At 68.7% G+C, this 25,925-nt stretch carries 24 protein-coding genes; 4 read left to right on the top strand and 20 right to left on the bottom strand.

The features are described from left to right. Positions 1–71: 71 nt before the first annotated feature. Positions 72–350, bottom strand: a complete 279-nt coding sequence (locus ACW9PK_RS08355) for a DUF4229 domain-containing protein (RefSeq protein WP_035965117.1) — start codon at positions 348–350, stop codon at positions 72–74. Positions 351–592: 242 nt separating this feature from the next. On the opposite strand from ACW9PK_RS08355, the gene ACW9PK_RS08350 reads away from it, so the two are divergent. After that, a complete protein-coding gene (locus ACW9PK_RS08350) occupies positions 593–1,174 on the top strand; it encodes a PLDc N-terminal domain-containing protein (RefSeq protein WP_085106272.1) in 582 nt (193 codons plus the stop codon). A gap of 102 nt (positions 1,175–1,276) precedes the next feature. Here the strand turns inward: ACW9PK_RS08350 and ccsB are convergent, their stop codons facing one another. From ccsB to ACW9PK_RS08295, 11 genes are all read right to left on the bottom strand, one after another. After that, on the bottom strand, positions 1,277–2,431 hold the full coding sequence (gene ccsB, locus ACW9PK_RS08345) for a c-type cytochrome biogenesis protein CcsB (protein WP_457015527.1): 1,155 nt from the start codon (positions 2,429–2,431) through the stop codon (positions 1,277–1,279). Positions 2,432–2,435: 4 nt separating this feature from the next. Beyond that, the gene (gene resB / locus ACW9PK_RS08340) at positions 2,436–4,109 is read right to left on the bottom strand and encodes a cytochrome c biogenesis protein ResB (protein WP_400696158.1); all 1,674 of its coding nucleotides are present in this window, start codon (positions 4,107–4,109) and stop codon (positions 2,436–2,438) included. Then, positions 4,106–4,864, bottom strand: a complete 759-nt coding sequence (locus tag ACW9PK_RS08335; RefSeq protein ID WP_457015526.1) for a cytochrome c biogenesis CcdA family protein — start codon at positions 4,862–4,864, stop codon at positions 4,106–4,108. Before ACW9PK_RS08335 ends, resB begins: the two co-directional genes overlap by 4 nt. Then, complete coding sequence (locus ACW9PK_RS08330) at positions 4,861–5,499, bottom strand: TlpA family protein disulfide reductase (protein ID WP_396415837.1); 639 nt, start codon at positions 5,497–5,499, stop codon at positions 4,861–4,863. Before ACW9PK_RS08330 ends, ACW9PK_RS08335 begins: the two co-directional genes overlap by 4 nt. 41 nt (positions 5,500–5,540) lie before the next feature. After that, the gene (locus ACW9PK_RS08325; protein WP_085106233.1) at positions 5,541–6,212 is read right to left on the bottom strand and encodes a histidine phosphatase family protein; all 672 of its coding nucleotides are present in this window, start codon (positions 6,210–6,212) and stop codon (positions 5,541–5,543) included. Between the two features lie 83 nt (positions 6,213–6,295). Then, the gene (locus tag ACW9PK_RS08320) at positions 6,296–6,763 is read right to left on the bottom strand and encodes a glutaredoxin family protein (protein WP_457015525.1); all 468 of its coding nucleotides are present in this window, start codon (positions 6,761–6,763) and stop codon (positions 6,296–6,298) included. A gap of 84 nt (positions 6,764–6,847) precedes the next feature. Next, entirely contained in the window at positions 6,848–6,946 is a 99-nt protein-coding gene (locus tag ACW9PK_RS08315) for a 30S ribosomal protein bS22 (RefSeq protein ID WP_005504750.1), read from the bottom strand. A 151-nt stretch (positions 6,947–7,097) separates the two neighbouring features. Further along, the gene (locus tag ACW9PK_RS08310) at positions 7,098–7,940 is read right to left on the bottom strand and encodes a FadR/GntR family transcriptional regulator (protein ID WP_085106231.1); all 843 of its coding nucleotides are present in this window, start codon (positions 7,938–7,940) and stop codon (positions 7,098–7,100) included. An 87-nt stretch (positions 7,941–8,027) separates the two neighbouring features. Beyond that, the gene (gene gdhA / locus ACW9PK_RS08305) at positions 8,028–9,368 is read right to left on the bottom strand and encodes an NADP-specific glutamate dehydrogenase (protein ID WP_085106230.1); all 1,341 of its coding nucleotides are present in this window, start codon (positions 9,366–9,368) and stop codon (positions 8,028–8,030) included. A 37-nt stretch (positions 9,369–9,405) separates the two neighbouring features. Next, a complete protein-coding gene (locus ACW9PK_RS08300; RefSeq protein WP_457015524.1) occupies positions 9,406–10,452 on the bottom strand; it encodes a metalloregulator ArsR/SmtB family transcription factor in 1,047 nt (348 codons plus the stop codon). A gap of 87 nt (positions 10,453–10,539) precedes the next feature. Continuing rightward, complete coding sequence (locus ACW9PK_RS08295) at positions 10,540–11,751, bottom strand: acetoin utilization protein AcuC (protein WP_457015523.1); 1,212 nt, start codon at positions 11,749–11,751, stop codon at positions 10,540–10,542. 147 nt (positions 11,752–11,898) lie between these two features. On the opposite strand from ACW9PK_RS08295, the gene ACW9PK_RS08290 reads away from it, so the two are divergent. Both ACW9PK_RS08290 and ACW9PK_RS08285 read left to right on the top strand, forming a co-directional pair. Beyond that, complete coding sequence (locus ACW9PK_RS08290) at positions 11,899–13,344, top strand: TrkH family potassium uptake protein (protein ID WP_064846651.1); 1,446 nt, start codon at positions 11,899–11,901, stop codon at positions 13,342–13,344. Further along, positions 13,337–14,005: a potassium channel family protein gene (locus ACW9PK_RS08285; protein WP_035965130.1), complete on the top strand. Its 669-nt coding sequence runs from the start codon at positions 13,337–13,339 to the stop codon at positions 14,003–14,005. Before ACW9PK_RS08290 ends, ACW9PK_RS08285 begins: the two co-directional genes overlap by 8 nt. Before the next feature lie 163 nt (positions 14,006–14,168). Here the strand turns inward: ACW9PK_RS08285 and ACW9PK_RS08280 are convergent, their stop codons facing one another. Beyond that, positions 14,169–15,266, bottom strand: a complete 1,098-nt coding sequence (locus ACW9PK_RS08280) for a carboxylate-amine ligase (RefSeq protein WP_457015522.1) — start codon at positions 15,264–15,266, stop codon at positions 14,169–14,171. Positions 15,267–15,314: 48 nt separating this feature from the next. Continuing rightward, entirely contained in the window at positions 15,315–16,154 is an 840-nt protein-coding gene (proC, locus tag ACW9PK_RS08275) for a pyrroline-5-carboxylate reductase (RefSeq protein ID WP_144932563.1), read from the bottom strand. Between the two features lie 382 nt (positions 16,155–16,536). Between proC and ACW9PK_RS08270 the strand changes: the two genes are divergently transcribed. Next, positions 16,537–17,844 (top strand): ISL3 family transposase, encoded by a 1,308-nt coding sequence (locus ACW9PK_RS08270; RefSeq protein ID WP_058955456.1) that lies wholly within the window; start codon positions 16,537–16,539, stop codon positions 17,842–17,844. A gap of 241 nt (positions 17,845–18,085) precedes the next feature. Here the strand turns inward: ACW9PK_RS08270 and ACW9PK_RS08265 are convergent, their stop codons facing one another. From ACW9PK_RS08265 to ACW9PK_RS08240, 6 genes are all read right to left on the bottom strand, one after another. After that, positions 18,086–18,889 carry a sugar phosphate isomerase/epimerase family protein gene (locus ACW9PK_RS08265; protein WP_144997344.1) on the bottom strand — a complete coding sequence of 268 codons (804 nt, stop codon included), beginning with the start codon at positions 18,887–18,889 and terminating at the stop codon, positions 18,086–18,088. Further along, positions 18,886–19,866, bottom strand: coding sequence for a Ppx/GppA phosphatase family protein (locus tag ACW9PK_RS08260; protein WP_064846647.1), 981 nt, complete (start codon positions 19,864–19,866; stop codon positions 18,886–18,888). The genes ACW9PK_RS08265 and ACW9PK_RS08260 overlap by 4 nt, the downstream gene beginning before the upstream one ends. 121 nt (positions 19,867–19,987) lie before the next feature. After that, complete coding sequence (topA, locus tag ACW9PK_RS08255) at positions 19,988–22,891, bottom strand: type I DNA topoisomerase (RefSeq protein WP_457015521.1); 2,904 nt, start codon at positions 22,889–22,891, stop codon at positions 19,988–19,990. 158 nt (positions 22,892–23,049) lie between these two features. Next, entirely contained in the window at positions 23,050–23,475 is a 426-nt protein-coding gene (locus tag ACW9PK_RS08250; RefSeq protein WP_085106222.1) for a pyridoxamine 5'-phosphate oxidase family protein, read from the bottom strand. A gap of 10 nt (positions 23,476–23,485) precedes the next feature. Beyond that, positions 23,486–25,381 carry a DUF7059 domain-containing protein gene (locus tag ACW9PK_RS08245; RefSeq protein ID WP_457015520.1) on the bottom strand — a complete coding sequence of 632 codons (1,896 nt, stop codon included), beginning with the start codon at positions 25,379–25,381 and terminating at the stop codon, positions 23,486–23,488. Positions 25,382–25,384: 3 nt separating this feature from the next. Further along, positions 25,385–25,843 (bottom strand): pyridoxamine 5'-phosphate oxidase family protein, encoded by a 459-nt coding sequence (locus tag ACW9PK_RS08240; protein WP_082943346.1) that lies wholly within the window; start codon positions 25,841–25,843, stop codon positions 25,385–25,387. Between the last annotated feature and the right edge of the window lie 82 nt (positions 25,844–25,925).

Genomic DNA, 25,925 nt, shown 5'->3' with positions numbered 1-25,925 from the left:
GGCGTCGCGCTCCGGGTGTGCGCCATCGCGACCGCTGAAGTGCCCCGGGCCAGAACCCCGCGGGCGGACGCTCAGACGTCCTTGCGAGCCTCGCGGTCCGTGTAGGAGTCCTCGATCTCCTGGTCCTCCAGGGCCACCCGGTTGGTGGGCTTGGGGGTGCGTGAGATCCATCGGTGGAAGTCCTGGCCCGCGGCGTAATGCAGCTTGGGGAAGAAGATGTAGCAGATCGCGAAGGCCGCCACCACGGCCGCGATCCCGGAGAAGACCAACCCCAGCCCCAGGTACATGCACAGCAGGAAGAGCACCACCAGGATGCCCAGGCGCAGCAGGGAATACTTCACGAAGTTCACCCAACCATTCTACGGGCCCGCCCTGGGTGCTTCCCGGGCACCGTGGTTGCCTGCGAGAAGCCCCGATCTGGACAGGACGTTGCCCGTGCGGGGCATCTGCCTCGAACGCCCTCCCCGCTCAAGGCCCCGGCCCTGGTCAGGGCGCCTTCCTGCCCGGGCCCGATCCGGACGGAACGCGCGCCCCCACCCGCCGCGCTGACCCGAAGAGGAACTGCCCAGTCCACTCCCCTAGGATGATCCGCATGGGCAGAGCGATCCTGATCATCGGAGCAGGCGCCCTCGCTGTGGGCGTCATCATTTACGCGCTCATCGAGTGCGCGCAGTCGGACAAGTACGCCGTGCGGGCCATTCCCAAGTGGGGTTGGCTGTTGGTGATCCTGCTGTTGCCGGTGGTCGGGGCGGTGCTGTGGCTCTTCTTCGGCCGCCCCCGCAAGGACGACGCCGCTCGCGAACCCCAGCGCGGCCGCGGCCCGGACGACGACCCCCAGTTCCTGCGCAACCTCGAGGAGCGGCGCAAGCAACAGGAACGCGCTCGCAAGCTCCAGGAATGGGAGAACGAACTCAAGCGCACCGGTCGCGCCCCGGGAGAACGCCCCGACGCCGAGGAACCGGTGTTGGATCCCTCCGACCCGCGCCTCACTGCTCCCTCCCCCGACCACCCGGCGGGTGATGTCCGCGCGGACGACCCGGACGACGTCGCCCCCCGCAGCGGCTCCCACTCGGAAGACTCAGACGCTCCCCGGGACGATCCCGACGCGGACGGCCTGGACCCCGACGATCCGCGCGGCGACGACTCGCGTCCCGGTGGTTCCACTCCCCGCTAAGAGCCCGAGATACCCACTGAACATGACGTGAGCCCCGCCCCATGAGGGACGGGGCTCACCTGTTTCGCGAACTCATGTCACGGGCTCATGCCCGCGGAGGACTCACAGGCCCGAGTACGAGTGCAGGCCCGGGAACAGCGTGTTGACCACCGTGAAGTTGAACACCACGCACAGGTAGCCCGCGATCGACAGCCACGCGGAACGATTGCCGTTCCAGCCGCGGGTCACGCGCGCGTGCATGTAGGCGGCGTAGACGGTCCACACCACGAAGGTCCAGACCTCCTTGGTGTCCCAGCCCCAGAACCGACCCCAGGCCTGATCCGCCCAGATGGCACCGGCGGCCAGGGTGAAGGTCCAGAACACGAATCCCACGGAGTTGAGCCGGAACGAGAAGTTCTCGAGGGTCACGGACGTGGGCACGGCCCGCAGGAAGCCCAGACGGGCGTCCTCGCCGGCGGCCAGCTTCTTCTCGCGGCGGGACTGCAGCAACTGCAGCACGGCCATCGCGAACGTGATGGTGAAGATCCCGGAGGCCGCGACCGCGATGGACACGTGGATGATGAGCCAGTAGGACTGCAGTGCGGGCTGCAAGGGGGACACGGGGGTCGGGAACGCGATCGTGGCCAGACACAGCATGATGAGCACGAGGCCGGAGACCATGGGTCCCACGAAGCGCAGGTCCTTGAAGAACAGCGTCACGAGGTACACGCCGGCCACCACCAGGGCGCCCGTGGTGCAGAACTCGTACATGTTGGCCCACGGCACACGGTCCGCGGCGACACCGCGGGAGACCACCGCGAACGCGTGCAGCAGGAACGCGATGACCATGAGGGTCACGGCCACGCGGGCAGCCGGGCGGCGGCTGTTGTGCTGGTAGTCCAGCGCCTCGAACTCGTTCACGCCTTTGGCGCCGTCCGCCGAGGTCCGGAACTCATCCGCGACGGACTCACCGGTCCCCGCGCCGTCGCCGGACGCACCCCCGGCGGAAGAGCGAGTGGACGCGGAGCGCGACACCGTGGAACCAACCGTGGCGGCACCCGCCGCCCGGGCCCCGGAATGCGCGGCCGTGGCGCCCACGAGTTCCTTGGCCTCACCCTCGGCGGTGTCACGCCGGGCACGTTCAGTCAGGCCGAGGGTCTTGGAGTGGGAGGCCATGTCCCACACGAAGGCCACGAACACCACCAGGTAGGTCATGGCGGCCAGGAGCATGAACCATTCGCTCCAGTTGCCCAAGGTCACGTTGATGTTGCTACCCATTAGTTCACGCCTTCGAATTCAGGTGGAACTCCCGCACGCCGCGGTCCTCCCACAATGACGTCCACAGAGCTGTCAGTTTTTCCGCTTCCGCGCCCAAGCGGTGGTCCTCGCCACGCGCCAACAGTCCGTACTCCAGAACAGTACACCGCACCCCGTTGGCGTCCTCCGTGGTGGTGGCCCGCACCCACGCCCTCCGGCGCGCGATGAACAGGCTCATGATGAGCCCGATGAACGCGAGCACGAAGGAGATGAACGCGGGGATCCGCCCGGGGTCGCTGTGCACGTCCAGACCCACGTAGCGCTTCACGTCCAGGAACTCCACGCTGCCCTTGCCGTTGGGCAACTGCACCTCGCGGTGTTGACCGTCCAGCAGGATGGGCCCGTTGGCCGAAGTCATGGAGTTCAGTTCCGTGAGGTTCTCGGTGTTGAGCACGTATACGTTCTGCGGTTGCCCGCTGTCCAGGCCCAGGTCCCCGTAGAACGAGGACAGGATCAGCGCGGGGTTGTTCAGCGCGGGGTCCGCGGAGCGCGGGATCTCCCCCGGCTCCGAGACGGCCGTGGGCAACAACAACCCCACGAACCCGAGCTGATCGGGGCGGGCGTCCGGGGCCTTGAGGGTCAGCGAGGACGTGTACACGGAGTCCGAGGGGACCGTGACCACGGGGCCCTCGTAGGCCACGTTGCCCTCCCCGTCCGTCACGCGGATCACGGGCGCGTAACCGTTGCCTACCAGGTACACCTTGGTGCCGTTGACGTTGAGGGGCTTGTTGACCGCGAGGTTCACGTCCTGGGGTGTGGCCCCGGGTTCGTCCGTGACGGTCAGGTCCGCGTTGAAGTCGGTGGGCTGACCGTAGTGCCGGGGATCCGAGGTGTCCCGATTGAACGTGGCCTGGAAGTTGTTGAGCCGCACCGAGAAGGGGTTGAGCCAGTCCGGGTCGAAATTGGTCCCCGGGTTGAAGGAGTCGTAGTCCACGAGGGTGTTCACGAAGGACTCCCCCTCCACGATGATCTTCTGCCCCTTGTACCCGAACAGGGCACCGATCGCCACGGAGACCAACACGCCCAGCAGCGCTACGTGGAAGAGGATGTTGCCCACTTCCTTGAGCATCCCGCGCTCGGCCGCGACCGACGGCGCCGCGGAGCCCAGGTCCTGTGTCTGCACCCGGTAGCCGCGCTTCTTCAGGGCGGCGGCGGCCTGCTCGACGGCGTCGTCCGGGGAAGGTGCGGCAGCGCCGTCGCGCCCGCCCAGCATGACCTTGCGGTACTGCGGCAACCGGGAGATCCGGCGCGGGGTGCGCGGCGGCTTGGAACGCCACGCCTTGAAGTGCTGGACGGCGCGCGGGAGCACGCAGCCCACGAGCGAGATGAACAGCAGGAGGTAGATCGCGGAGAACCAGTAGGAGGAGAAGACGTCGAACAGCTGCAGGCGGTCCAGCCACGGACCCATGGTGGGGTTCGCCTCGATGTAGCTGGTCACCGCGTCCGGGTCCTGGACCCGCTGGGGGAACAGGGATCCCGGGACCGCGGCGATCGCGAGCAACAACAACAGCACGAGGGCCGTGGACATCTTGGTCAGTTGCCGCCAGGCCCACCGGGCCATGCCGAGGGGACCCAGTGAGGGGACCTCCACGTCGGAACGCTGCGCCTTCTTCGGGCGTGGCGTGCGCGTCTCGGTCATATCGGCATCACCCAATCGGTTACGAATTCGGACTGGACCCACGAGACCAGTGCGGACCACACGCCCGTGGCCATGGCGGCCCCGATGAGCACGAGCACGGCACCGCCCACGCGCTGCAGCGTGAGACGGTGCCTGCGGAAGAAGGACATGGTCCCCATGCCCCGGCGCAACGCCAGGGCGATCAGCACGAACGGGACGCCCAGTCCCAGGCAGTAGGCGGTGGTGAGCACCACGGCCTTGCCGGTGGACGCGCCGTCCACGTAGACGAGCGCCTGCACCGCGGCGAAGGTCGGGCCGATGCACGGGGCCCACCCCAAACCGAAGGCCATCCCCAGGAGGGGCGCACCCCACAGCCCCGGGGGCGGGCGGCGCTCGATCTTGCGGTCACGCTGGAACCACGAGAAACCACCCATGAAGACCACGCCCATGAGCATCACCAGGATCCCGAGCACCACCATGATCCACTGCTGGCCCAACAACCACGCGAACGCGCCGAGCTGCGCGAGCACCACGGACATCAGCACGAACACCGCGGAGAACCCCAGGACGAACAGCACCACGCCCGTGAGGATCCGCCCGCGCCGTTGTTCCCGCAGGTCCACCCCGGTGAGCCCGGTGATGTAACCCAGGTACCCGGGCACTAGTGGCAGGACGCACGGTGAGGCGAAGGAGACGAATCCCGCGAGCAGCGCCACGGGCAGCGCGGCAATCAGTGAACCGTCGAGGACGACCTCGGCGAAGGCATTGCCGTTCATGCGGATTCAGCCACCGTGTCCTTGATCAGGGCGTCCAGGGTGGATTTGTCCGCTTTGCCCAGCACGCGGGCGGCCACGCGACCCTGCTCGTCCAGAACAAGGGTCGTGGGGACGGCCTGCGGCGGGACGTAGTCGCTCAGTGCGAGCAGCACGGCCCCGTTGAGATCGGACGCGGAGGGGTAGTCCACCCCGTAGTTGCGTTCGAACGCCTCCGCGGTGGGCTGCTGGTCGCGCAGGTTCACGCCCAGGAACTGCGCGCGGTCCTGGTACTCGTGGTGCAGGGCCACGAGGTCCGGGGCCTCCGCGCGGCACGGCGCGCACCCTGCGTACCAGAAGTTCACGACGGCGGGCTTGCCGCGCAGGCTCTCGGCGCTCACGGTGCTGCCGTCGAACATCTCGGCCTCGAACTGCACGGGCTCCCCGCGCTGCTCCGGCGCGTATTCGCTCACGGAACCGTCACCGGCCACGTAGCCCTTCTCGCCGCCGGCGTTGGCCTGCTGGGCGAGGCTGTCGTTGCCCGAGGACGAGCACCCCGCGAGCGCGAGCCCCAGACACACCACCACGGCGACCGCTCCCGTGCGCACTCGGGCACGGGCAGGCAGGGAACGGGCGGATGAACAACGCGGAGAAGTCACGGGGAGAACACCTGGGAAGAGGTTGTGGGATGAGAGATCAATTATGAGCCGGGAAGCTGATTGACGCCTGGATAGAGGTGGGCGGCGGGTTCCCGGTAGGAGACCTCCGGGACCTGCGCGGCGTCCACGTCCTCGAACGTTAAGGACGTCAGGGACGCGAGGTTGCACTCACGCCGCCGCGGGTCGTGCGGCAACGGACGGCCCTGCGCGGACAACCGCGTGAGCCAGATCGGCAACTGGTGGGACACGGCCACGGCCTGGGCGCCGTCGCCACCGCGGCGCACCGCGTCCCGGGCGAGTTCCCGCACGGCCTGTGCCATGCGCTCGACCTGCGCCTTGTAGGGCTCACCCCACGAGGGCCGCAAGGGGTTGAGCATGTAGGGCCAGTGCTTGGGCTTGGCGAGCTCACGCCCGGTCACGTGCAGACCCTGGAAGTGGTTGGCCGGTTCGATCAACCGCTCGTCCGTGCGTACCTCGAGCCCCAGCTCGCGGGCCACGGGTGCGGCAGTCTCCCGCGTGCGGGTCAGCGGCGAGCACGCCAGCAGAACGATCCGATCGCCATCCTGGACCCGCCGGGCCAGGTCCGCCGCGGCGGCCTCGGCCATCCGAGCGCCCTTCTCGGACAGGTGGTAGTCCGGGAGCCGCCCGTAGACCACGTGCGCGGGGTTGTGGACCTCGCCGTGGCGCAGGAGGTGAACGGTTGCTGAAGGCATGCCCCCAGTGTCTCAAACCCCGCTGTCAGCCCCCAATCGGCCCCGTCGGCACGGAACTGACCCCGTCAGGACAGCACTGCGCGTCAGGACAGCACGGCGCGCAACCGGGCGGCGTCGATGCGCAACCGGTCCCACGGGGCTCCGTCCACGAAGACCACGGGGATGTACTCGGCGTAGTCGCGCAGCAGCTGCGGATCGCCCGTGATGTCCCGCTCGCGGTACTCGCTGCCCGTCTGCTCGCACACCCCGGTCACGACCTCGCGCGCGTCCTCGCACAGATGACATCCCGGTTTGGTCAGCAGCGTCACTGTGTGCGCCGGGCGCGGGCGGGTCCAGTCCGCGCCGGAGAGCAGGGGCGTACGACGTCGCTCGCGCCCGTCCTGCCGCCCCGCGGCACCGGCGCCCGCGTCGGTTCCACGCGCCGTCGCCGTTACGGGAGCCGTCGTCGTCCCGCGCGTCGTCGCCGCTGCGGGTTCCGCCTGCACGGCGGGGCCCGGTTCGGCCGGACGGGCGGGATCGAGACGGTCGGGGCTCACGGGCTGCTGCGTCATGCGGCCCATGCTACGCACGCGGACACTGCGCACACGATGAAGGCCCCGTTCCCGTAGCGGGAACGGGGCCTATCACGGGCGCGCTTACTTCTTGTTACGGCGCTGGTGACGAGTCTTGCGAAGCAGCTTGCGGTGCTTCTTCTTGGACATGCGCTTGCGGCGCTTCTTGATGACCGAACCCATAGGATCCCTCACAGTTCTCTGGACAGTGGTATTTGCTGGGGGCCGCGGGTGAACACCGCCCCGCCCCTGCTAACGCGGGGGCAACATACGTTTAACGGCAAACTACTGGCCTACCTTACCGTGCGACCCCGCCGGGCCCGAAAACGGGCGCTCAGGCGCTCGCGCGGCGATCGGCGTCGAGTTCCTCGTCCTGCTCTGGCCGCCCGTCCTGCTCCGTGACGGAACGCCCCCGCGGCGTGGCCGTGCGCTTGTCCCGGGACGATGCCACACGGTCCAGCGAGCGTGGTTCCGCGACCGAGGCGCGGGAGTCGTCCGGGTCCACGCCGGCTTCTTCGTACTGGTAGGTGATGTGTTCGGCCACGAGGCGGGCGGCCAGGTTGTGGTCCCCCGCCTCGAGTGCGCCCACGATGGCCCGGTGTTCGGCGCGGATGCGGCTGGACGTGGTGCTCCATAGCGGCACATGACCCACGAGTGCCAGGGTGTACTCGTAGATCGAGTCCCGCAGGGCGGTGAACAATGCCGCGTTCACCGCGTTGCCGCCCGCCTTGACCAGCGCGATGTGGAAGCTCACGTAGAGGTGGTGGAACTGCTTGAGCCCCAGGTCCTCGTCCATCTGCGCCATGATCGCGTGCAGTTCCTCGCGTGGGATGCTGTGCTTCTCGGCGTTCTCGAGGGCCGAGGTCTCGAGCATCACGCGAGTCTGGACGATGTCACGCAACGGGTGCTGCGACGTCGCTATGTGCAACTGCAGTGCGGGACCCGCGGACGCGGCCGGTTCGCGCACCAGGATGGGGAGAATGCTGCGGTGCGGGCCCTCGAAGAGTTTGACGATGCCCTGGGCCTCCAGGATCTTGAGGGTCTCACGCATGGAGTTGCGGGACACCCGGAAGATCGCGGCCAGGTCCTTGTCGGTGGGCAGTCGTTGACCCAGCACCAGGTTTGCGTCGAACAGCTCGTTCTCGAGCCATTGCAGAACCTCTCGATGCGTTGCCATATACCCCACCCTAAACGTCGTACGGCGCCCGACCGCCGTATGGCACGGTCGGGCGCCCGGCGCGCCGCTCTCCGGACGCGGCCGTGCTCAGATGATGCCCTGGGCCACCATGGCCCGGGCGACCTTGAGGAACCCCGCGATGTTCGCACCGGCCACGTAGTTGCCCGGCATCCCGAACTCCTCGGCGGTCTCCGCGCAGCGATCGTGGATCCCGCGCATGATCTCCCGCAGGCGTTGCTGCGTGTAGTCGAAGCTCCACGAGTCGCGGGACGCGTTCTGCTGCATCTCGAGCGCGGACGTGGCCACACCGCCGGCGTTGGCGGCCTTACCCGGCGCGAACAGCACGTCCGATTCCTGGAACCGACGCACGGCCTCGGTGGTGCACGGCATGTTGGCACCCTCGGCGACGGCCAAGATCCCGTTCTCGAGCAGGGTCTTGGCCTGACGGCCGTTGAGCTCGTTCTGCGTGGCACACGGCAGAGCGACCGTGCCGGGGACGTCCCACACCGAACCGTCGGAGACGAATCGGGCGCTCGAGCCGCGCCGTTCGGCGTACTCGCTGATCCGGGCCCGCTCAACCTCCTTGACCTGCTTGAGCAGCTCGAGGTCGATGCCATTGCTGTCCACCACGTAACCGCTCGAGTCCGACGCCGTGAGCGCCTTGGCGCCGAGCGACTGGGCCCGCTCGATCGCGTAGATCGCCACGTTGCCCGAACCGGAGACGATCACGTCCCGGCCCTCGAGGTCCAACCCGCGGGTCTTGAGCATCTCCTCCGCGAACATCACCGCACCGTAGCCCGTGGCCTCGGTGCGCACGAGCGAACCGCCCCAGGACAGGCCCTTGCCCGTGAGCACACCGGACTCGTAGCGGTTGGTGATGCGCTTGTACTGACCGAAGAGGTACCCGATCTCACGCCCGCCCACGCCGATGTCACCGGCGGGGACGTCCGTGTACTCACCGATGTGGCGGTACAGCTCGGTCATGAAGGACTGGCAGAACCGCATGATCTCCGCGTCACTACGCCCGGACGGGTCAAAGTCCGATCCACCCTTGCCGCCGCCGATGGGCATGCCGGTCAGCGCATTCTTGAAGATCTGCTCGAAACCCAGGAACTTCACGATGCCCAGGTACACCGACGGGTGGAACCGCAAGCCACCCTTGTAAGGACCCAGCGCGGAGTTGAACTCCACCCGGAACCCGCGGTTGATGTGCACCTGGCCCTGGTCGTCCATCCACGGCACACGGAAAATGATCTGACGTTCGGGTTCGCAGATACGCTCCACGATCGCGGAGTCCAACAGATCCGGATGGCGAGCCACCACGGGACCCAACGACTCGAAGACCTCGTCCACGGCCTGGTGGAACTCGGACTCACCCGGGTTGCGCGCCGTGACGATCTGTCGGATGGGGATCAGTTTCTCGTGCATGTCTCTCCTGCCCTCTTGAAAGGTCTGCGGCTCCCACTCAACCGCGGCGTGAACCGCGGTTGCGGCGCCGGAAACCCGTCAGAGTGGACAGCAGACCGCCCTGACGGCGATGCGCGGCCCCGCGAGGTCGGATGAGCTCCGCGATCTCGGGCGAGTTCGTCTCCGGGGAGACAGCGCGGGGCTCTGCATCGTGGGGCTCGGCATCATGCGCGGCACGGGGCTGCGCAGCGGGCTCGGTGTGGGCACCATCGTCCACAGTATCCCCTGTGACCTGGGCCTCCCGTTCGCCGGCCAGGCCGTCCGGATCAGCGGAATTGATAGCTTCTTCGGTGACTCCCGAGCTGAACTGCACGACTTTCTCGGACTCTTGGGATGATTCGTTGAAAAACTCGGCTTCTGCGGGTGTCTCTGCTTCGTCTGAATTTTCTTCCGGACGGGGATCATCGACCGGGGATCCGGGGGCGACCGTGGGAGCGGGGATGTCCAGGACCTCGGGATCGTCCGAGGTGTTGGTGGCCTCCGCGGCCTCCGTGGTGACGTCGGTGACCTCCGCCGTGAACCACGGCAGGGACCGCTCGGGTTCGCGCACAGGTTCCTGGGCGGCGTCGAGGTCAGCGGCCTCGGCGTATACGGGCTCCGGGCGCGGGGCGTCCTCGGGCGACGGTGTGGCGTCATGGTCGGTCGACTCGGCGGAGGCGTCCGTGGTCAGCTGCGCAGCGTCGTCGACGGCCAGCTGCGCAGCGACGTCGTTCGCCATGGCGGGCTCATCGGACTCGGCCGGGGCGGACTCGTGCGTATCCGTCACGGGAGTGTCCGCCTCGTTCGCGGCGGCGACCAGCTCGTTCACCCAGTCGAGCACGGCCACGAAGGGCTCGGCGGTGAGGTTGTAGAAGCGCTTCTGTCCCTGGGCGCGGGTGGTGACCATCCCGGCGTCGCGCAGGACCTTGAGGTGCTTGGACACCGTGGGCTGGGAGACCTGGAGCGCGGTGACCAGCTCGCCCACCGGCCGGGGCCCGCCGCACAGGGCCGTGAGGATGCGGCGTCGGGTGGGGTCGGACAAGGCGGAATATGCGTCGTGGGACATGGGATTCACCTTAGACGGGCTGCCCACCCCGACCCAATCAGACCTTCCCGTCACGGGCCGGTCCCACCAGCGTCAGCCCTACCAGGGTCAGTCGTACCAGGGGTCCAGTCCCCACTGGGGAAAGACCTCCTTGCGCGTGGCCATGATGCTGCGGTCGGTCTCGTCACTGGGGTCGTAGCCGATCTCCCACGAGCGCCACCAGATGTCGACGTCGTCGCCCATGCGCTCGGGCGGGCGCCCGCCGTACTTTTCGGCCATGTAGCTGCGCCACGCCTGCGGGACCGGCGTGTTCACGTCCACGGGGTATCCCGAGGCGACCCCCACGAGGTGCGCCCACGAGCGGGGAACGGCGTCGTGGCAGTCGTACCCGCCGCCGCCCGTGGCGATCCACCGGCCCTCGCATAATTCCGCCGCGAGCTCGGACACCGCCAACGCGATCTGACGCTGCCCGTCCACGCTCATGCGTAAATGGGTCAGTTCGTCCTGGAAGTGGGAGTCGCAGCCGTGCTGGGAGACGATCACCTCGGGACGGAACTCGCCCGCGATCGGGGGGACCACGGCGTCGTACGCTCGAAGCCACTGGGAGTCGTCCGCGCGCGTGGGCATGGCCACGTTGACCGCGGTGCCGGCCGCCGCCCCGGAGCCGATCTCGTTGGCGAAGCCCGTGCCCGGGAACAGGGACAGGCCCGTCTCGTGCAGGGACACGGTCATCACGCGGGGCTCGTCGTAGAAAATCGACTGGGTGCCGTCCCCGTGGTGGCCGTCCACGTCCACGTAGAGCACGCGCTGCACTCCGTTGTTCAAGAGGTGCTGGATGGCCACGGCGCAGTCGTTGTACACGCAGAAACCTGAGGCCTTGTCCGCCGCGGCATGGTGCATGCCACCGCCGAAATTCACGGCGTGGACCACGGAACCGCTCAGCAGGTCCACGGCACCCTGGTAGCTGCCGCCCACCAGGCGCGCACTCGATTCGTGGATGCCCTCGTAGCCGGGAGTGTCCTCGGTGCCCAAACCGCATTCGGGGATCTGCCGCGTGGGGTCCTCCGAGACGGCGCGCACGGACTGCACGTAGGTCTTGGTGTGCACGAGTTCCAGGACGGAGTCGTCCGGGACCTCGGGGACGGTGACCCGCACGTTGGGCGCGGTGTCCAGGCCCAGGTTCTGCACCAACCGCATGGTCGCGTCCAGGCGGGTGGGGCTCATGGGGTGGTAGTCCCCGAAGTCGTACTGGAGCAACCGGGGATCCCAGTAGACACTGGTGGGGTAGACGGCATCCTTGCCCGTTGTCGCGGAGCTCACACCTCCATTAGAACACTCACGCGCGTGCGGCAGTCGCTGCAGCGTACTGTGACGGGGGATACTAGGGGTCGTTGCGCCGATCCACCCCCGCGGGACCGTAGGATTCCGCGTGACCCGACCGTCCATCGGATCCCGCGAGGAGGTGCCGTGAGCGAGCTCGAACAACCCAACGCCGTCGAGGAGCCTGCATCCCCCGCGCCCTCCGGTGAACCGCTGACCACACGCACGGCGCGAGGCATCCGGGACTTCGTGGACCAGATCGCGAGTTCCTCGCCCGCGCGGCTCGCGGTGATCGTGTTCGTGATCGTGGACCTGGGCTTCGCGGCACTGTTGTGGCTGCCCTTGTCCGCCAATCCCGGTCAGGAGACCCGGTTCGTGGACGCCGTGTTCACCGCGACCTCCGCCGTGACCGTGACCGGACTGACCACGGTGTCCACGGCCGCGCAGTGGTCCGTGTTCGGCCAGGTAGTCATCCTGATCGCCATTCAAGTGGGCGGTCTGGGCACCCTGACGCTCACGTCCATCCTGGCGCTGGCCATCGGGCGCAAGCTCGGGCTCAAGTCCAAGCTCATCACTCAGGAGGCCCTCAACATCGGGCGCTTGGGTGAGGTCGGCTCGCTGCTGCAGATCATTGTGATCACCTCCGTGAGCATCGAGGCCGCCCTGGCGCTCGTGCTCTCCGTGGGGTTCCTCGCCGAAGGAGAACCCCTGGGAACGGCCCTGTGGCACGGGGTGTTCTACGCGATCTCGAGCTTCAACAACGCCGGGTTCACGCCCCACACGGACGGGCTCGTGCCCTACGACCACGCCGGGCCCACCGCGTGGCTCATCCTGCTGCCCGTGTGCATCGGGGTGATCGTGGGGTCCCTGGGCTTCCCCGTGATCTTGGTGCTGCGTCAGGTGGGGTTCCGGTTCACCCGGTGGAACCTCAACGCCAAACTCACCGTGGTCACCACCGCCGCACTGTTGCTGCTGGCGTGGGTGCTGTTCACGGCCATCGAGTGGGCCAACCCGGACACCCTGGGCGGACAGTCCGTCCCCGAACGGATCTTCCAGGGGTTCTTCGCGTCCGTGATGATGCGCTCGGGCGGTTTCAACCTGGTGGACATGACCGACACGTCCCAGGTCACGCTGTTACTCACGGACGCCATGATGTTCGCCGGCGGCGGTTCCGCGTCCACGGCCGGTGGGATCAAGGTGACCACACTCGCCGTCGTCTTCCTGGCCATCCTCGCGGAGGCCCGCGGCGACCAGTCCGTGATCGCGTTCTTCCGCACCATCCCTGACTCCGTGCTGCGCATCGCGATCTCCGTGATCATGATGGGCGCCTCCGTGGTGCTGCTGGGTTCGAGCATCATGGTCGCCCTGACCCACATGCCCCTGGACCACGTACTGTTCGAGGTCATCTCCGCGTACGCCACGTGCGGTCTCAGCACCGGTGTGTCCGCGGGCGCCCCGGACGCCGGGAAGTACGTGCTGTCCGTCATCATGCTCATCGGCCGCATCGGTACCAACACCGTGGCCACGGCCCTGGCCCTGCGCTCGCGGCGCCGGCTCTACACGTACCCGGAAGAGAGGCCCATCATTGGCTAAGAACTCCTCCCACTCCGTCCCCGTCCTGGTGGTGGGCCTCGGGCGCTTCGGCTCTGCCACGGCCCTGCAGCTGATCCAGCAGGGGCGCGAGGTCCTCGGCGTGGAACGCGACGCCGCCCTCGTGCAGAAGATGTCCGGCCAGCTCACCCACGTAGTCGAGGCCGATGCCACGGACATCGACGCCCTGCGCCAGCTCGGCGCCGCCGAGTTCTCCTCCGCCGTGGTGGGTGTGGGCACGTCTATCGAGTCCTCGGTGCTGACCACCGCAAACCTCGTGGACCTGGGGATCGACCGGATCTGGGCCAAGGCCATCTCCCCCGCCCACGGCAAGATCCTCGCGCGCATCGGCGCCCACCACGTGATCTTCCCCGAGGCCGACGCCGGGCGCCGCACCGCCCACCTGGTCTCCGGGCGGCTCCTGGACTACATCGAGTTCGACGACGACTTCGCGATCGTCAAGATGTACCCGCCCCGGGAGACGCAGGGGTTCACACTGGGCGAGTCCGACATCCGCTCCAAGTACGGCGTGACCGTGGTGGGTGTGAAGTCCCCGGGCGAGGACTTCACCTACGCCCGCCCGGACACCACGGTCAGCTCGCGGGACCTGCTCATCGTGTCCGGGCACGTTGACCTGATCGAACGGTTCGCCGCACGCCCCTGACCCGGTTGCGTCTCGGCGGGCCGTTGTGATCCGGCATCACGGCCCGACGCCCCTCGGTGCCGGTCAGCGTCGACCGGCACGCGCTCCTCGGTGACCGGCGTGACCGACGCCCGCGAGGGACGTCGTCCCCCGGTACGGCGCACGCGCGTGAGGCTACCCCGCGTTATCCAGCATCCGACGGCGCGGCCGTCATGGCCCGCGTGGCGAGCGCCATGATCCCGGGGACGCCGGCGCGGCCGAACGCCCGGCGCTGACGGCTCGCCCCATTACCGCGCTCGAGGATGTGGCGCACCCCCGCCTCGGCGAAGCGACGGTCCTCCTGCGAGGTGTAGTGCCCGCTCACCCGTTCCAGCAGGGTGCTCACGAGTTCCTCGGCCGGGACCAGGGTGGCCGTGACGGGATCCAGGAGCCGACCGCTCAGCCCCCACCGGGCGGACTGCCACAGTGCGATGTCCAGGTACTCCTGGGTGAACGCGACCGCGGGCGGTGTCTCGAGCGCGTAGTTCGCGAGGGCGCGCGTGAGCACCGCGATGGCCACCGAGTCCTGGGCCTCCAACTGGACGTCGCACGCGCGGATCTCCAGGGTGTCGTGGCGGTGGGACAACCGGGCGAGCCAGCTGAGACTCGCGGGGCTCTCCACGGCGTCGAACGCGGTGAGCATGGCCACGCGTGAGTCGTAGTCGTGCAGGTCCTGGAAGTGGGGCGGCACGCCGTTGGTCATCCAGCGGCGATAGTGGATGGAACGCCAGCTCTCGAACCCGGATTCCACGCCCCGCCACACGGGCGAGTTCGCACCGATGGCCACGAGCACGGGCAACCAGCCCCGCAGCCCGTTCAGGGCGCGCACCGCGACCTCCAGGTCCGGGAACCCCAGGTGCACGTGCATCCCGCTGATGTACTGGTCCGCCGCGATGGCCGGGGTCTGGCCGGCAAGTCGCTGGTAGCGGGCGTCGTGGGTGATCTGCGCGGGCTCGGGCCGCACGTCCGGGGCTGCGGCGACGCCCACCACGTCCATTCCCATGGCGTTCGTGGCCTCGCGCAGCGCCGTGCGGAACTCCACGAGCGAGTCCACTGCCGTGGCGGCGTCGCGGAACACCGGGGAGGTCTCCTCGACCTGACACGAGAGCCATTCCGGGGTGGCCGCACCGCCGCCAGCGGTCAGCGACGTCAGTTGCGCCGACTGTTCCTGCGTGGGCCGTGCGGGGAGGTTGTCCCCGCGGTCCACCAGCAGGAACTCTTCCTCGATGCCGAACGTGCTCATGGTGCTACCGCCTTGCGTGGTCTCGTGTGGTGGGCCGGGCGGTTCACGTCATTCGCCGCCGTATTCCTTCTCCATGTGGTCACCCTTCGTCGCGGACGCCTCCGCGCCGGCCGCGATGATCTCGCGCAGGCCCTTCTCGTCGAACGTGGTGATCGCCTGCTCCGTGGTGCCGCCCGGGCTGGTGACGGCCTTGCGCAGGGCGGCGGGATCAGCGTGGTCGGGAGCGAGCAGGACGCCCGCGCCGGAGACCGTCTCCTTCGCGAGCACGCGCGCCGTCTCCGGGTCCAGGCCCAGCTGCTCCCCCGCGTGCTGCATGGCCTCGGCCAGGTAGAACACGTACGCGGGGCCCGAGCCGGACACACCCGTGACCGCGCGGATCAGGTTCTCGGGCACCTCCACGACCGTGCCCACGGCGGCCAGCACGTCCTTCACCGCGTCCAGCTGCTCGCGGGACACGTGCTCACCCGGGGTCACGGACAGCACGCCGCGGCCCACGCTCGACGGCGTGTTGGGCATCGAGCGCACTACCGGCTGCCCCTGCGGCAGGGCCTTCTGCAGGGCGTCCAGCGTGACACCGGCGGCCACGGACACCACCACGGTCCCGGGGTCCAGAGCGGGTGCGATCTCGCGCGCCAGGTCCAGGATCGCGTACGGCTTGACCCCCAGCAGCACGACGTCCGCGCCCTTCACAGCAGTGCGGTTCGCCTCCGCGTCCTCCTCGCCCGCGAACACGGTCACGCCGGTCTCGTCACGCAGCTCCTCCCCCGACGACGCCGATCGGGTCGTCGCGCGCACCGCCCCCTTCTCGGTGCCGCCCGCCAAGACCCCTCGCAGGATCGCACCGTTCATGGAACCGGTTCCCAGGAACGCCAGGGTCAGCTCGCTCATGCCATCAGTCCTTTCACACCCGTCCGGGGCCCTCTCGTGCTGTTGCCGCGCAGTAGGGCTCACGGGGTGTTGTTGCGGTCACGGAACTCTCCTTGAACGGTATCGCGCGGCGGACGGTCCCCGCGAGCGCGCCGGATGGGACTCCGTGCCGTGGGGGTCGGCGGGGAGCACTCCATACGGGGCCGGGGAAGCACCGCGCCCCGCGGCTGCGAACATTCATGGCCCGAAAAGACACGGATCCCGTGTCCAGGCGGCTGTTCCGGGACTTATGTGGCTCTTCAGGATCCAGGGTGTAGTTGGGGTCGGCGCGTCGGTCGCCGGATAGGGGTCGAGGCCTCCCGAAGATGAAGGTTCCTACACGCCTCATCTGGAAGACCTCGACGTGCCTGACGCTACCTTCGCCTGCCCTGACTTGACCACCTTCTGCCGTCTCGACGAGCTCGGTCTTGACGTCGTCGGTCAGCGCCTCGAGCCCGAGCAGGCGATCCTGGCCTGCCGGGTCCTGGAACCGGACCAGTGGTGCCGGCGCTGCGGCTGCGAGGGCACGCCCCGCGACACCGTGGTGCGGCGCCTGGCGCACGAGCCGCTGGGCTGGCGACCTACGACGCTGCTGGTCACGGTTCGCCGCTACCGGTGCACCGGGTGCGGACACGTGTGGCGCCAGGACACCACCAAGGCAGCCGAGCCGCGGGCGAGGCTCTCCCGTCGCGGTCTGCGGTGGGCGCTGGAAGGGATCGTGTGCCAGCACCTGACCGTGGCCCGCGTCGCCGAAGGCCTGGGAGTCTCGTGGAACACCGCCAACGACGCCGTGCTGGCCGAGGGCAAGCGGGTGCTCATCGACGACCCCGGCCGGTTCGACGGGGTCAAGGTCATCGGCGTCGACGAGCACGTCTGGCGCCACACCCGCCGCGGCGACAAGTACGTCACCGTCATCATCGACCTCACCCCGGTTCGCGCCGGGACGGGTCCCGCCCGGCTGCTGGACATGGTCGAGGGCCGCTCCAAACAGGCGTTCAAGACATGGTTGGCCGAGCGCGAGAACCCTTGGCGCCAGGGCGTGGAAGTAGTCGCGATGGACGGGTTCAGCGGGTTCAAGACCGCCACCACCGAGGAGCTGCCCGAGGCGACCGCGGTCATGGATCCCTTCCACGTCGTGCGCCTGGCCGGCGATGCCCTGGATCAGTGCCGGCGCCGCGTTCAGCAGGACACCCGTGGCCACCGCGGCCGGGCCGGCGATCCCCTCTACTCGGCTCGCCGGACCCTGCACACCGGAGCGGACCTGCTCACCGACAAGCAGCGGGACCGGCTGGAGAAGCTGTTCACGGCCGACGCCCACGTCGAGGTCGAGGCCACCTGGGGGATCTACCAGAGGATGATCGCCGCCTACCGAGAACCCGACCGGGCCCGAGGCCGAGCGCTGATGCAGCGGCTGATCCACTCCCTCAGCCACGGCGTCCCGGGTGCGTTGAGCGAGGTGATCACGCTCGGCCGGACCCTGACCAAGCGGGCCACCGACGTGCTGGCCTACTTCGATCGTCCTGGTACATCCAACGGCCCGACCGAGGCGATCAACGGCCGGCTCGAACACCTGCGCGGCTCCGCGCTCGGGTTCCGCAACCTCACCAACTACATCGCCAGATCGCTCCTGGAGACCGGCGGGTTCAGGCCGCGACTACACCCTGGATCCTGAAGAGCCACTTATGTGTATCCGCCCCTGGTGACCGGGCGGAAGCGGCAACCTCAGCCCGCTCCCACGCCGGTGCGGCCCGGGACATCCTCGTTGCAGAACGCGCGGATTCGGGGCCGAAACCGTGCGTATCGCAGCGCAGATGTGCGCGCCACCCTGGACGGGTGGCGGTGCAAGGCGGTGTGAGGCGGAAGGGGTGGCGGCACCGGCCCGCCGCGGTGCACCGGGTCCGGGGTCCGACGGGCTAGCCCTCCACCGTCATGTGGCGGCGCGCGAAAGACAGGGCTTCGGCGAGCCACTCGTCCCGCTCGTCCGCGTCCTTGGTCTTGCGTGTAGAGACCTCGACCCCCACCACACCCTGCCAGCGCTGATCACGCAGGTACTCGAGGGTCTCGGCGACCGGCTGTACGCCCCGCCCCGGCAGGAGGTGCTCGTCCGCCATGGTCTGACCCGAACCGTCCGTGAGGTGCACGTGGCCCAACCGGGAACCGAGTTCCTTGACGGCCGCGAGCGAATCCATCTTGGCGGTGGCCGCGTGGGAGAAGTCCCACGTGACCCACTCGTAGTCCTGACCCAGGGGGCTGTAATGCGGCGAGTAGACGACGGCCTCACGCCCGCCCACGCGCCATGGGTACATGTTCTCCACGGAGATCTTGGTGTCGGTCATCCGGGAGACCTCACGCACACCGGCCACGAAGTTGCGCGCGTACTTGCGCTGCCACCGGAACGGCGGGTGGGCCACCACGACTTCCGCGCCCACCTGGTGCGTGAGCTTGGCGGCCATCTGGATCTTGGTCCACGCCTTGCCCCACACCTGTTGCGTGAACAGCAGCGTGGGCGCGTGGATCGTGGAGATGGGCAGCTGGTACTTCTGGATGTTGTCCAGCAGTTGGTGGGTCAGCTGACTCATGCGCTCGTGGGTCACGAGCACTTCCACGCTGTCGTAGCCCAGGCGCTGGGCGGCGTCGAACGTCTCGGGGACACCCTGCGGGTACAGCGAACTCGTGGACAGGGCCACGTGCGGGCGGTAGACGGGTGTGTCGGTCATGAGCTGGTCACCAGGTCCTTGGGATCGACGGTCGAGCTCGTGGAGTCCCGCAGCAACCGGTCCATGCGCCGCAGGATGAGTCCTTCCCGCAGGGCCCACGGGGAGATCCGCAGCGACTCCACCTTGAGCAGGTCCATGGCGGTCTCCGCGACGATCGCCCCGGCCACCACCTGCGCGGCACGATGTTCGGAGACACCGGGCAGGTCCGCGCGTTCGGCCACGGTCATGGCCTCCATGCGCCGCGTCCACAAGCGTAGGTCCTCCAGGTGCATGACGCGTTGCACATACGGTCCCTGGCCCGACGGCGCCGCCCCGCAGATCCGCGCGAGCGAGCGGAACGTCTTGGACGTGCCCGCGACCAGATTCGGTTGTCCCCCGGCGGCGATCCGGTCCACGGCGGGACGCAGCGTGGTGCGCACGTGCTTGCGCAAGGCCTTGAAGCGGGCCGGGGGTGCGACGTCGTACCCCGCGAGATATGCCCGGTACAGCCGACCCGCACCGAGCGGGACGGACGTGGCGACCGTGGGCAACGCGTTGGTGCCGATCGCCATCTCGAAGGACCCTCCGCCGATGTCGAAATCCAGGACGCGTCCGGCGCCCCAGCCGAACCAGCGGCGCACCGCGGAGAACGTCACGGCCGCCTCCTGGTCCCCGGACAGTTCCGTGAGCGTGACCCCGGACGTGGACTGGACGTGGTCCAGCACGGCGTTGCCGTTGGTGGCCTCCCGGATCGCGGAGGTCGCGAACGCGAGCAGGTCCTCCGCGCGGTGCTCCACGGCAAAGTCACGCGCCTCCACCACGAACCCGGTGAGCAGGTCACGGCCCTCGTCCGTGATCCGACCGTCGTCGTCCTGGTAGTCCACGAGCCGTAGCGCCATCTTGTGGGACGCGTACGGTTCCGGCCGCGACCCCGGGTAGACGTCCAGCAGGAGCAGGTGCACCGTGTTGGAGCCGACGTCCAGGACGGAGAGCCGCATGTGAGTTCCTTCGCTCGCTGGGTGGAGGCGTTGGGTGGGGGCCGTTGGGCCGGACCGGATCGCGGGGCTTCGGGACGACCGCGGGGACGACGCCGCCGGGACGCCGCCGCACGAACCGGTCCTACTTGCTCGCGGAACGCCCCGCGCCGGCGGTCTTGCGCGTGGTCTTCCTGTCCGCGCCACTCTTGGTAGTCGCACCCTTGGCCGTGGAACGTTTCGCCGTCCCGCTTTTGGCCGTGCCGCTCTTGGCCGAGCTGCGAGAGCGCGACGTCGTCTTGGCGGGCGCCGGGCCCTTCGCCCGCTTCTCGGCGAGCAACTGGGACGCGCGGGCCGCGGTGATCTGCTCGATCGCCTCGGCACGCGGGACCGTCACGTTGGTCTCCCCGTCCGTGATGTACGCGCCGAAGCGGCCTTCCTTAATGACCATGCGCTTCTCGGTCAGGGGATCCGCGCCCAGATCCGCGAGCGGGGGCTTGGCGGCCTGGCGACCGCGCTGCTTGGGCTGCGCGTAAATGGTCTTGGCCTCGTCAAGGGTGATCGTGAAGATCTGGTCCTCGGAACCGATCGACCGGGAGTCGGCGCCCTTCTTCAGGTACGGGCCGTAACGCCCGTTCTGCACCGTGATGGTCTCACCGTCGGTGTCCTCACCCAGTACCCGGGGAAGGGACAGCAGCTTGAGGGCGTCGTCCAGGGTGATGTCCTGCAGGTTCATGGACGAGAACAGGGATGCCGTGTTGGGCTTGGGCCGCTCGACCTTCTTGGGCTTGGGCTTGCCGTTCTTGTAGTACTCGGTGGGGATCGCGTCCAGTTCCTCCTGCGTGGGCTCCGGGATCACCTCCGTGACATAGGGACCGTAACGGCCGTCCTTGGCCACGATCATCCGACCGGTGTCCGGGTTCACGCCCAGCTCACGGCCGTCCGCCTTGCCGATCTCCATGAGTTCCCGCGCCTTCTCGGGCGTGAGCTCATCCGGGGCGAGGTCCAGCGGGACGTTCGCGCGCACCGGGTCGGTCAGTTCCCCGGTCTCCGGGTCCACCGTGCCACCGGTCTCGAGGTACGGACCGAACTTGCCCACGCGCAACGTGATCTCGTCCGTGACGGGGATCGAGTTCACGGCGCGGGCGTCGATCTCCCCGAGGTCGTCCACGAGTGGCTTGAGTCCTGGTTCGGAGACGGTGTCACCGAAGTAGAACCGCTCGAGCCACTTGACCCGCTCGGCCTCGCCACGGGCGATCCGGTCCAGGTCCTCCTCGAGCTCCGCCGTGAAGTCGTAGTCCACGTAGTCGGAGAAATGCTCCTCCAACAACCGCACCACGGAGAACGCGAGCCAGGACGGGATCAACGCCGAGCCGCGCACCTGCACGTAACCGCGGTCCATGATCGTGGAGATGGTCGCGGCGTACGTGGAGGGCCGCCCGATCCCCAGTTCATCCAGGGTCTTCACGAGGGAGGCCTCGGTGTAGCGGGCAGGGGGCGTGGTGGTGTGCCCGTCCGCGGTGACCTCGGAGGCGTCCAGGGCGTCACCCTCGGCCATCACGGGCAGCCGCTTGTCCTCGGACTTCTCGGACTGCTTCGAGTTCTCATGGGCGAGATCCGGGTTCACGTCCCGGCCCTCCTCGTACGCGGCCAGGAACCCCCGGAAGGTGATGACGGTCCCGGAAGCCGAGAACTCGGCGTCGGCCCCGGAATGCTCACCGGCGGCGGAGGTGGCCGTGGCGCCCAGGCGGACGGTCGCGGTGCTGCCCTTGGCGTCCTCCATCTGGGAGGCCACGGTGCGCTTCCAAATCAGCTCGTAGAGCTTGAATTCGTCCACGGACAGCTGCGAGCGCACCTGCGACGGGGTGCGGAAGGTGTCCCCCGCGGGACGCACGGCCTCGTGGGCCTCCTGCGCGTTCTTGGACTTGGACGCGTACACGCGCTTGGAGGCGGAAACGAACTCCGCGCCGTAGAGCTCCTTGGCCTGCGAGCGCGCGGCGTTGACCGCCTGATCGGACAGCGCGACCGAGTCGGTACGCATGTACGTGATGTAGCCGTTCTCGTACAACCGCTGCGCGACCCGCATGGTGGTGCGCGAGGTGAAACGCAGCTTGCGAGCGGCCTCCTGCTGCAGCGTGGAGGTGGTGAACGGTGCGGCGGGACGGCGCGTGTAGGGCTTGGTCTCGAGCGAACGGACCGAGAACTCGGCGTCCTGCAATCCGGCCGCGAGCGCCGTGGCCACGGTCTCGTCCAGCGCGGCGGGGGCGTTCTGACCGGAGGCCTTGAGCTCGCCGCGGTCCGTGAAGTCCTTGCCGGTGGCCACGCGGCGGCCGTTCAGGGAGCTCAACCGCGCGGTGAAGGCCCGCCCGGCGTCCTGCCCCTCGGGCCGGGAGAAGGTGCCGGTGAGGTCCCAGTAGTCGGCGGGCACGAACGCGATCCGCTCCCGTTCGCGCTGGACCACCAGGCGGGTGGCCACGGACTGCACGCGCCCGGCGGAGAGCCCCGAGGAAACCTTGCGCCACAGCACAGGGGAGATCTCGTAGCCGTAGAGCCGGTCCAGGATGCGGCGGGTCTCCTGGGCGTCCACGAGGTCCTGGTCGATCTCCCGCAACTGCGCGAACCCGCGCTCGATGGCCTCCCGGGTGATCTCCGGGAACGTCAAGCGGTACACGGGGACCTTGGGCTTGAGCACCTGCAACAGGTGCCACGCGATCGCCTCACCCTCGCGATCACCATCCGTGGCCAGGTACAGGGCGTCCGCGTCCTTGAGCTTGCGCTTGAGCTCCGTGACCTTCTTCTTCTTGTCCGGGTTGACCACGTAGTACGGGTCGAACTCGTGCTCCACGTCCACCGCGAACTTGCCGTACGGGCCCTTCTTCATGTCCGTCGGCAGCTCGGAGGGCTGCGGCAGGTCACGGATGTGGCCCATGGAGGACTCCACTTCATAGGCGTCCCCCAGGTACCCCGCGATCGTCTTCACCTTGGACGGTGACTCCACGATCAGCAGGCTCTTGCCCGTACCGGCGTTCTTGGTGGCCTTGGATGCCAAAGGTGCTCCTCGTCATGACCCGTGGTTGCGGGGCGGGTCTGTGTTCAATGCTGGCCGTTCATGCTGATCGGCCGGTGGGCGTGGGCGACGGCGCTCGATTCCTCCGCGCGCCGCGTTCACTCCGTGCCCGGGACGTCAGCGTACGACACGCTGGATCACTACAGGTCGTGATCCGGTTCCTCACCCATGGTGAATTCGCGTCCGGTGGCGTCGTCCGGCTCCAGGACCACGTAGTGGAACTTGTAGTTCGGTGCCCACGGGGTCAGCGGCAATTGTTCCGCCGCCTCCACCTCCGCCCGGGTCTCCAACCGGCGCGCCCGGCCGTGGACCACCGCGGATTCAACGTGGGTGCCCTCGACCTTGTCCACCTCGAACGCCACGTGGTTGTTCACCACCAGGCTGGCCAGCTTGGTGCCCTGTGACGTGCGGAAATAGATCTTTCGCTGATTGACCACGTGATTGACCGGGAAGATGTCCACGAGGCCCGCGCCCTGGACGGCAAGGCGGCCGTACGGCATGTCGCCCAACAACTCCCAGACCCGCTGGGAATCCATGACCCGGAAGGGATTCAGGTTCTCGCTCATGGGTTCAGTCTTACACCTCCGTCAGGAAGCCATGTGTGATCAGGCCTTTGATTTCACGCAGCAGCTGGGGTGCCGGGCCGTCCTGCCACCCCAGCAGCGATCCGAGGGCCGTGAGGATCTGCCCCGCGCTGAGCTCGCCGTCGCATACGCCCGCGAAGCCCGCCGCCTCGCTCGAGAGGATTACGCTCCGACGCAGTCCCGCCCCCTGCCGCAACAGGATCAGGGCCGGGTCCGGGGCCCCGGGTGTGCCGTGGCGTTCCTCGGTCACGTCCTGCGCCACGGTGTAGTGCCGCGCGAGCCACGCGGGATCGGTGCCCGACGCCGCTGCCGGGCCGCGAGCGCCGTGGTCCGCCTCGTCGCGCGCCATGCGCAGCATGCGCTCCCACTCCGCGGCGAGCGCCGGGGCGATGGGTTGCTGGATCGGGTGCGAGACGGTCTCGAAGATCCGCGGTGCAATATCCGGTGTTTCCTCACCCGGGCGGTACAACCACACCATGCCGAAGCCCACCGCGGCCACATCCCGGGAGTCGAAGTCGTCCAGGTAGGCCGCGTAGGCACGTTCGTAGTCGGCGACGTCACGCTGCTGGGACGCGTCCCGCAACCAGGTCTCGGCGTACTCGCACGGGTCCTGCACTTCACGTTGGACGAGCCACGCGCCGGTTCCCGGCGGCACCCACGATGCCGGCCCGCGGGACCACGTGGTCGAGGGCTCCTCGTGCGGATCGCGCGGGATCTCCCAGTTCGCGAGCAGGTGCGCGGTGGCCCCCGGGTTCAACACGGTGGGCAGCGCGCCCAATAATTCCCGCACGAGCCGGTCCCCCGGCAGACCGCCGTCCCGGTAGGTGAAGCGGTCCTCGGCGTGTTCGTCCGGGCTGCGCGGCGTGATCACGAAGGGCGGGTTGGACACGACCATGTCGAACCGGCGATCTGCCACGGGCTCCACCAGGCTCCCCCGCTCCAGGCTCACCCGGGCGGGCAAGTCCCACGGGTCCACGTCCAATGCCTCGGCGTTGAGGATCAGGTTGAACCGCGCGGTGGCCAGGGCGCGGTCGGAGATGTCCGTGGCCGTGACGTGGCGCGCGTGGGCCAAGAGGTGGAAGGTCTGGATCCCGCATCCGGTCCCCAGATCCAGGGCGGTGTCCACGGGCCGGCGCGGTGTGGACTGCACGAGGGTCAGCGATGCACCCCCGATGCCCAGCACGTGGTCATGGCGCAGCACGCCCGGTCGCTGGAACGCACCCAGGTCGCTCGCGACGTACAGCTCGGCCGAGGAATCCGTGGCGTAGGGCCGCAGATCCACCGCGGAGCGCACTGTGACGCAGGGCGCGGGGGTATCCGCCGCTGCGCTCTCGTCCGGGTTCGCGTGGGACGGGCAGTTCTCGCCGAGCCCGCGCGCAGCGGCGTCGACGGCGCCTTCGGCCGACTCGGTGGCGGCATCGGCGGCACCATCGGCCGGCTCAACGCCGGCCTCGACCAGACCCAACCGTTGCAGGCCGGAAGCGCCCACGGAGGGCAGCGCGGCGTCGAGCGATGTGGCCGTTACGGGGTCCCCGAGCAGGAAGAACGCGGCGAGGGTGATCAACGCGGCGACGTCATGGCCCGCGGAATCCGCAGCGTTGCCGACGCCGCGCGGTGAGGAGTGAGTATCTTCCGCACCGCCCGGCGCGGAACCGAGGTCCTGCGAGCGCCGTTGCAGGGCGCGACGGGCAGGGACCGCCTGGTCCCGCGACCACGCGGACATGGCCTGCTCGCCCACGAGGTCCGTGACCCCGTCCACCTTGAACCCCGCGGCCACGAGGTCGTCGTGGAGGCGGGCGATCAGCGCCGGGTCATCGGAGCGCGGGGCATCCGGGACCACGCTGAACGCGGGCCCGGGAGCGGCGTCGTTGGGACAGGAAGAGGCCACCCGTCAGTGACCCAACCGGAAGGCGCGACCCGTGATGCGCGTGGGTGTGATCTCCACGAACTCGATCTTCTCCGTCTCCAACCACGGTCGCAGACCAAGCTCTTCCACGTACGCGATCCGGTCCGTGTCCGTGATCATCTCGGCCGTGCCGCGCACCACCACGGAGTGCGCTTGTGAACCGGCGGCGCGGTCGATCTCGACCGTCACGTTCGGGTTCAGTTGCAGGTGCAGGACCTTGGTGCCCTTGGCGGAGCGGAAGAAGATCTTCTCGCCGTCGGTCACGATGTTCAGCGGGGTGATGTCGATCTCGTCGCCGTCGCGAGTCGCCAGCCGCGCGAAGCGTGCCTGCTTGAGCAGCTCCCAGCTCTCCTGTTCGCTCAGCTCGGTGATGGGCGGGACCTGGGACGCGTCATCGTGCTCGTGGGCGATGTTCATGGGGTGCGGGTGCTCAGCGTTGCTCATACCCCCATGATTCCATGCGGGTGCGGGACGTGGGCCAGGTGGCGGTGTCGTCCCCGCATCGGATTCCGGCACCGGGTCCCCG

The sequence above is a fragment of the Kocuria sp. MNB10 genome (assembly GCF_054073685.1).
This window is presented reverse-complemented; position numbering and strand designations above follow the sequence as displayed.

Excerpts from the sequence above, each read along its gene's own strand:
- ACW9PK_RS08350 (WP_085106272.1), top strand. The coding sequence starts at position 593 with ATGGGCAGAGCGATCCTGATCATCGGAGCAGGCGCCCTCGCTGTGGGC.
- ccsB (WP_457015527.1), bottom strand. The coding sequence starts at position 2,431 with ATGGGTAGCAACATCAACGTGACCTTGGGCAACTGGAGCGAATGGTTC.
- resB (WP_400696158.1), bottom strand. The coding sequence starts at position 4,109 with ATGACCGAGACGCGCACGCCACGCCCGAAGAAGGCGCAGCGTTCCGAC.
- ACW9PK_RS08335 (WP_457015526.1), bottom strand. The coding sequence starts at position 4,864 with ATGAACGGCAATGCCTTCGCCGAGGTCGTCCTCGACGGTTCACTGATT.
- ACW9PK_RS08325 (WP_085106233.1), bottom strand. The coding sequence starts at position 6,212 with ATGCCTTCAGCAACCGTTCACCTCCTGCGCCACGGCGAGGTCCACAAC.
- ACW9PK_RS08320 (WP_457015525.1), bottom strand. The coding sequence starts at position 6,763 with ATGACGCAGCAGCCCGTGAGCCCCGACCGTCTCGATCCCGCCCGTCCG.
- ACW9PK_RS08315 (WP_005504750.1), bottom strand. The coding sequence starts at position 6,946 with ATGGGTTCGGTCATCAAGAAGCGCCGCAAGCGCATGTCCAAGAAGAAG.
- ACW9PK_RS08310 (WP_085106231.1), bottom strand. The coding sequence starts at position 7,940 with ATGGCAACGCATCGAGAGGTTCTGCAATGGCTCGAGAACGAGCTGTTC.
- gdhA (WP_085106230.1), bottom strand. The coding sequence starts at position 9,368 with ATGCACGAGAAACTGATCCCCATCCGACAGATCGTCACGGCGCGCAAC.
- ACW9PK_RS08300 (WP_457015524.1), bottom strand. The coding sequence starts at position 10,452 with ATGTCCCACGACGCATATTCCGCCTTGTCCGACCCCACCCGACGCCGC.
- ACW9PK_RS08280 (WP_457015522.1), bottom strand. The coding sequence starts at position 15,266 with ATGAGCACGTTCGGCATCGAGGAAGAGTTCCTGCTGGTGGACCGCGGG.
- proC (WP_144932563.1), bottom strand. The coding sequence starts at position 16,154 with ATGAGCGAGCTGACCCTGGCGTTCCTGGGAACCGGTTCCATGAACGGT.
- ACW9PK_RS08265 (WP_144997344.1), bottom strand. The coding sequence starts at position 18,889 with ATGACCGACACACCCGTCTACCGCCCGCACGTGGCCCTGTCCACGAGT.
- ACW9PK_RS08260 (WP_064846647.1), bottom strand. The coding sequence starts at position 19,866 with ATGCGGCTCTCCGTCCTGGACGTCGGCTCCAACACGGTGCACCTGCTC.
- ACW9PK_RS08250 (WP_085106222.1), bottom strand. The coding sequence starts at position 23,475 with ATGAGCGAGAACCTGAATCCCTTCCGGGTCATGGATTCCCAGCGGGTC.
- ACW9PK_RS08240 (WP_082943346.1), bottom strand. The coding sequence starts at position 25,843 with ATGAGCAACGCTGAGCACCCGCACCCCATGAACATCGCCCACGAGCAC.